The following is a 1,116-nucleotide window of genomic DNA, read 5'->3' as shown; positions in this document are numbered from 1 at the left end:
TTGGAGAAGCTCACCCAAGTGCATCATGCCTGTTTTGCAGGGTAGGGGATCAGACCTCTTCGTGCAAATGCGCCATGAACACTTCGGCTGGTGTTTTATAGCCGAGGCATTTTCGAGGCTGGTCGTTGAGGTAGCGTGTGAGGTGAATGAGGTCTCGCTGAGAGATGGTTGCAAGATCCGTATCGCCTGGCATGAAGCGGCGAATGCGCTTGTTGGCGTTTTCCACGGCTCCCTTTTGCCACGGTGCACTGGGATCACAGAACCAGCTACGCGCGCCGATCCCTTCTTCCAAAGCCCTGAATCCAGCAAACTCGGTACCGCGATCAAACGTGAAGCTCTGACGCGCAAAGGCCGGCAAAGGAGAAAACGCTCTGATGATCTTGTCCATGATCGGGCGAGAATGCCGGCTTGGATTCTTTATGAGAACGGTGTAGCGGCTCTTGCGCTCCACGAGGGACGTGACATTGGCATGGCCGAGTGGACGCTCAAAGATGAGGAGGTCGCCCTCCCAATGCCCAAACTGAGATCTATTTCCAATAAAATCAGGACGTTGGGATATGCGGTGCGAGGCTGGAAACGCACCGTCGCGCGGCTTCCTGGAGCTCAGTGGACGACGTTTGCGGCGGGCTTCCGGTAGATACTGATAGAGGCCTAGCCCATAATCTTCCTTACTGTAAATGAAGCGGTAGATAGTCTCTTTACAGACGCGGACGAGGCTGCGCCCCTCCAACAACAGGCGCCCGGCGATCTGCTCGGGAGACCAGCGTGCCTCCAACTGGTTGATGATCTCCGTGCGTAAATTCGGGTGCCGCCGCAGCTTTCTCAGCCGGCGTCGCCGGTCCTTGGAGATATCGTGAGCTACCGTGCTGTAGTAGCCGTCGTAGTCCGGCAGTTCGCGATCGCGAAACGTGTTGCGCTTGATCTCGCGGTAAATCGTCGAGCGGTGACGGCCAAGCTGACGGGCCATTTCGTTGACGGGAACTTTTGCCGCCACCAGCTGATGTAGGCGTCGTCGGTCGGCGAGAGCAAGCTGCGTATAGCATCGGGACATGCCAAAATCTCCAAAGTGAAGCCATTGAAATCATTGGCATGTCGCACTTGGAAATAGAATGTACC

The 1,116-nt window shown here is 56.1% G+C and carries 1 protein-coding gene; it reads right to left on the bottom strand.

All coding sequences use genetic code 11. The features are described from left to right. Positions 1-49: 49 nt before the first annotated feature. A complete protein-coding gene (locus HGP14_RS35130; RefSeq protein WP_168834379.1) occupies positions 50-1,051 on the bottom strand; it encodes an IS30 family transposase in 1,002 nt (333 codons plus the stop codon). Between the last annotated feature and the right edge of the window lie 65 nt (positions 1,052-1,116).

Source organism: Rhizobium sp. P32RR-XVIII, from assembly GCF_012641395.1.
Taxonomy (GTDB): domain Bacteria; phylum Pseudomonadota; class Alphaproteobacteria; order Rhizobiales; family Rhizobiaceae; genus Rhizobium.
This window is presented reverse-complemented; position numbering and strand designations above follow the sequence as displayed.

Bases quoted from the DNA above. Each gene is read 5' to 3' on its own strand.
- HGP14_RS35130 (WP_168834379.1), bottom strand. From the start codon at position 1,051: ATGTCCCGATGCTATACGCAGCTTGCTCTCGCCGACCGACGACGCCTA.